This window comes from Paraburkholderia sp., from assembly GCF_034668105.1.
GTDB lineage: Bacteria > Pseudomonadota > Gammaproteobacteria > Burkholderiales > Burkholderiaceae > Paraburkholderia.
In genome coordinates this window covers 1-4,581 of the sequence record NZ_JAXDPY010000443.1, presented here as the reverse complement: position 1 = coordinate 4,581, position 4,581 = coordinate 1, and the positions used below count along the sequence as shown (strand labels likewise).

5 protein-coding genes and 1 pseudogene are annotated in these 4,581 nt (G+C 62.3%); 2 read left to right on the top strand and 4 right to left on the bottom strand.

Annotated features, from left to right (window positions below; genetic code table 11):
• The 4 genes and pseudogenes from QOC89_RS19890 to QOC89_RS19875 form a co-directional block, all read right to left on the bottom strand.
• Positions 1-138, bottom strand: a pseudogene (locus QOC89_RS19890) (ABC transporter ATP-binding protein); the annotation flags it as partial.
• Complete coding sequence (locus QOC89_RS19885) at positions 135-1,217, bottom strand: TauD/TfdA family dioxygenase (protein WP_323046589.1); 1,083 nt, start codon at positions 1,215-1,217, stop codon at positions 135-137. The gene QOC89_RS19885 and the pseudogene QOC89_RS19890, both read right to left, overlap by 4 nt.
• Positions 1,218-1,271: 54 nt before the next feature.
• Positions 1,272-1,529, bottom strand: coding sequence for an MbtH family protein (locus tag QOC89_RS19880; protein ID WP_323046588.1), 258 nt, complete (start codon positions 1,527-1,529; stop codon positions 1,272-1,274).
• A gap of 130 nt (positions 1,530-1,659) precedes the next feature.
• Positions 1,660-2,331, bottom strand: coding sequence for an RNA polymerase factor sigma-70 (locus QOC89_RS19875; protein ID WP_323046587.1), 672 nt, complete (start codon positions 2,329-2,331; stop codon positions 1,660-1,662).
• 369 nt (positions 2,332-2,700) lie between these two features.
• Here QOC89_RS19875 and QOC89_RS19870 point away from each other — a divergent pair, with 369 nt between their 5' ends.
• A complete protein-coding gene (locus tag QOC89_RS19870; protein ID WP_323046586.1) occupies positions 2,701-3,009 on the top strand; it encodes a putative quinol monooxygenase in 309 nt (102 codons plus the stop codon).
• Positions 3,009-4,169 carry an iron-containing alcohol dehydrogenase gene (locus tag QOC89_RS19865; protein WP_323046590.1) on the top strand — a complete coding sequence of 387 codons (1,161 nt, stop codon included), beginning with the start codon at positions 3,009-3,011 and terminating at the stop codon, positions 4,167-4,169. Before QOC89_RS19870 ends, QOC89_RS19865 begins: the two co-directional genes overlap by 1 nt.
• Positions 4,170-4,581: the final 412 nt, after the last annotated feature.

Genomic DNA, 4,581 nt, shown 5'->3' with positions numbered 1-4,581 from the left:
TCCACAGCCGTTCGGGCCGCACAATGCGGTGACGCGGCCAGACGCGATCGTCAGGTTCAGACCATGGAGCACCACATGATCGCGGTAGCCGACCGTCAGCGAATGCGCCGCGAGTGCCGCGCCCTGCATGTTCGTCATTGCGCGGCCGTCCGCTGGCCGCCTTCGCTTCTATCCGCGATCGCGCCTTGTGCTGCGATCGTGTCTGCACCCGAGCCTTTGCTGTGACCTTCGCTATAGCTTTGCGCCATCGCGACGACCACCTTGCGCGGCCCTTCGAACGGATCGCGCGCGTGCGCCGTCAACATGTTGTCGAGCATCAGCACGTCGCCCGTCAACCAGGGAAACACAACGCGCTGCAGATCGAGCACGCCACGGATTTCCGCGAGCGCTTCCGCTTCGAGCGGCTCGCCGTCGCCGTAATAGACGTTGCGCGGCACGTTTTCAAGTCCGACCGAATCGATCAACGCTTCCTGCATATCTTCATCGAGCGACGAGAGGTGGAACAGATTCGCCTGATTGAACCAGACCATCTCGCCGGTGCGCGGATGGCGCGCGACCGCCTGACAGCGTTCGCGCGTACGCAGCAGCAGTTCGCCGTCTTCACTGTCGCGCCATTCGCAATCGATGCCACGTGTGCGGCAAATCCGCTCGACCACGCTCGGGTCGTCCGAACCGAACGCCTGTTCCCACGGCAGGTCGAGCCCTTGACCAAAGTTGCGTATGTACAGCAGCTCGCGTTTCGCAAAGCGTGCGACGAGCGCCGGGTCGAGTGCCCGATAGATTGCGCGGCTGTCGGCAATCGGCGTCGCGCCGCCCACGCGCGCGGCGAGCGCGCAGTGAAACCAGATGCGCAGCGGCCACTCGCGCGTGTACGACTGCTCGTTGTGCAACGGAATCGAGCGATGCGGCGGATATTCCGTCGACGTGTACACCGCACCTTCCACCTGACTGCGCGGTGTGGAAGCGAATTCGTAGCCGATCAACGGATGCCCGAACGAACCGGCAAAGCTCTGAAAGGTCTCGATCGAGGCCACGCGAAAGCCGCTGAACAGCACGCCGCCGGCCCGCTCGAGCGTGTCGTCGGCGATCGCATGCAGCAGCGTCACGGCCTCTTCCAGTGAAATCTCCACGCCCGAACGCGGCGAGACGACAGTCGGCAAGCCCGGCTCGATCGACAGGTCGGCGAGCGTGGGGAGCGGCATCGAAAGCATGGTCATGCGAAATCCTCCTGCAGAAGCGACGTGGCCCGGCGCGTGTCCGGACGTGTCCGATTACGCGGCGCTCGCCTTCGAGGCGGCCTCGTCCATGTGACGGCGCAAGCTGGCCGGACGCATATCGGTCCATACCGTGTCGATATGCGCGAGGCAGGTGGCCTTCGGTCCGCTCACGCCCACTTCGCGCCAGCCCGCCGGCACCGCTCGGAACGTCGGCCAGATCGAGTACTGCGCTTCGTCATTGATAACGACCGTATAGACGGGATCGTCCGCCTCGTCTGCTGCGGCGGGATGAGTTTGCTGTGCTTGCGTCATGATGAATGGCCCAGTCGATGAATGGTCAGGATGCCTCAGCAGATTGCCGATGCGCTACTCCGGAACAGCGGCGGCAACCTCTCGCTCGCCCACCGCCTCTACTCGATTGACGTTTGATGCGCGTGCTTTTTTACCGCCGCCGGGCGCGGCCGCTGCAGAAAATGGGACCGGCCACGCCGCGATTGCTGGCGTCGAGGCAGTCGGCACAATGCTTCTCGGCATCGCGCACCATGAAATGCACGAGCGTTTGCGAGACGTCGAGCGCGCGCGCCGTACTCTGCAATGTTTCCTCACGCAAGCGCACCATCTCGAAGGCCGCGCGGCTGCGCGGCGGCAGTTGCTCGAGCGCGTTGTAGACATGGCGCAGCGTGTCCCGCACCAGCAGCACCGCTTCAGGCGAAGGCTCCGGCGAAGGCACGTGCAGGCCGTCGTCTTCGTCGGCGTGATAGGTGTTTTCGAGGCTTTGGCGGCGGAATGCATCGATCGACGCATTGCGCACCATGCGGGTGACATAGGCCAGGGGTTGCCGCACGGCATCCTGATCCGGGAAGTCCACCAGTTTGATGAAGACGTCGTGCACCACGTCTTCCGCGAGACTCGCACAACCCACAAAGCCGCGCGCCAGATTGACAAGCATGGGCCGGTTGGCGATCAGCACGCCAAGCAGCGTGTCCTGTTCCAGATCGACAGCTCGGGATTGGCTGCGCGCCCGCCGCTGCCTCGGAGGATGGGCGACGCCGGCGTTGAAAACAGACATCGGTATCGCTGTGGAAGGCTCCCGCCGGATGAGCACCTCAGCCATGATCGCTCCGTATTTCTGAAGGAAGACGGTCAATCTAACGTAAACGCGAATCATTCTCAATCAAGAATTAGAATAAGCTTACATTCCTGATAGTTTCATCTGATGAAATTGCGATACTGCAGATCTGCTTCCGGAGAGTGCGACTCGATCCGAATCTGGTACAACTCATATGTGCGTCGATGCGCTCGCGTCGGTCCGCGCAGGACCGCAAGAATTTGCTGCCGATCTTCACCTCGGGTTCGTCTGCAATCAGCGCGACGTGACCGATGCGTTGACGAGTGGCACGCTCGCGGTATCGACCAGAGACAGCGAATTGTGGAATCCGGGCCCTGAACGTTGAAGGTCCCATCTTGTTGGAGTAATTGATTGATGGCCCATGCTTATCTGCAGGTGATCGCGCATTATTTCGCCAAGCCTGGCAACGGCGACGCGATTGTGAAGCCCCTTACGGAACTCGCGGCGGCAACCCGCGCGGAGCCGAAAAATCTCTACTACGAATTCTTCCGTTCGCCGGTCGATCCCGATCACTTCGTGATTCTCGAACAGTACAGTGACGCCGATGGCCTGGCCGTGCATCGCGATACCCCGCACTTCCAGAGGCTCGGCGTCGGCACCATCATTCCGCTTCTCGACCGGCGCGAGGTTACGAGCCACATGGTGCCTGGAGACACCGCATGATGAACGCATTCCGGTTTCAAACCGTCCCGACGATGGTCGTCGAGTTCGGCGCGGCGCGCCGCCTCGGCGCTTTGTTGCGCGCGCAATTTCCTTCGCTCACACGCTTGTGCGTGGTGACGGATGGTTTCCTTCACAAGAGCGGGCTGCTGAATCCGGCGCTCGCCGATCTCGCGGCACAGGGCTGGAACGCGACCGTGATCGACGACGTGATCGCCGATCCGCCGGAGCACATCGTGCTCGAGGCAACCTCGCGCGCGCGTCAGGCCGGCGCGGAGATCGTGCTCGGACTGGGCGGCGGTTCGTCGATGGATGTGGCGAAGCTGATCGCCGTGCTGGCTCCGCAACAGCAGCAGGCGCTCAGTGAGATGTACGGTGTCAACAAGGTCACGGTGTCGCGCTTGCCGCTCGTGCAGATGCCCACCACCGCGGGCACCGGCTCCGAAGTCACTGCCGTGTCGATCGTGACCGTGGGCGAAGCGAAGAAGATGGGCGTGGTCGCGCCGCAGCTGGTCGCCGATCTGGCGATTCTCGACGCGGAACTCACGCTCGGGCTGCCGGTTGCGGCAACTGCGGCAACCGGCGTCGACGCAATGGTTCACGCGATCGAGGCGTACACGTCCGCGCATTTGAAGAACCCGATTTCCGACCTGCTGGCGGTGAAGGCGCTTGAGCTCCTGTCGCGCAATCTGCTGCCCGCGTGCGAAAACGGCCAGAACCGCGAAGCGCGCGAAGCGATGTTGCTCGGCGCGGCATTCGCGGGCCAGGCGTTCGCCAATTCGCCGGTGGCCGCGGTGCATGCGCTCGCGTATCCGATCGGCGGCATTTATCACGTCCCGCACGGTCTTTCGAATGCGCTCGTGCTGCCGCATGTGTTGCGCTTTAACGCCGACGCGGCGGCTCATCTCTATGCTGAACTCGCCGATGTGGTCGTGCCCGGCCTGACGGGTAGCGCCGAAAGCAGGACGATGGCGTTGATCGAGCGGCTCGAACAGATGATTGCCGCGACGGCGATTCCGGCGCGCTTGCGCGATGTCGGCATTGAACGTAGCGGACTCGAGCGGATGGCGAGCGACGCGATGTTGCAAACGCGGCTTCTGGTGAATAACCCACGCCCGGTTAGCGAGGCCGACGCGTTGGCTATCTATACCGCCGCGTTTTAATCGACGTGTGGCCTGCTGCGTTTTAATCAGCGTGTGGCGCAGGGATAGCGGAGTCGCCAGGGTGTTCGGCGGCGGCTCCGCGCGCCGTTACGGACAGCGGACACGTTACGTAGCACGCGCGCGGAACACAGCTGGGAGCGCTTCGGCAAAATCCCGTTTTCGGCGCTAAAAATTCTCTATTTCTTAATCAGTTAGATTTATTTGCAGACCATTGTCGATATGAAACTATAAATCGCAATTGGCGCGCAACTTGCAGCGATGGCCCCACCAATAGTCATTCTACGGGGACATCATGCAAAAAATCATCGGCCGGACAGCCATCGCTGTTGCGGCGTCTACATTACTCGCGCTGTATGGTTGCGGCTCCAGTCTTAATACCCCAGGTAGCGGGCTGGGTGGGGGTGGGCTCGGT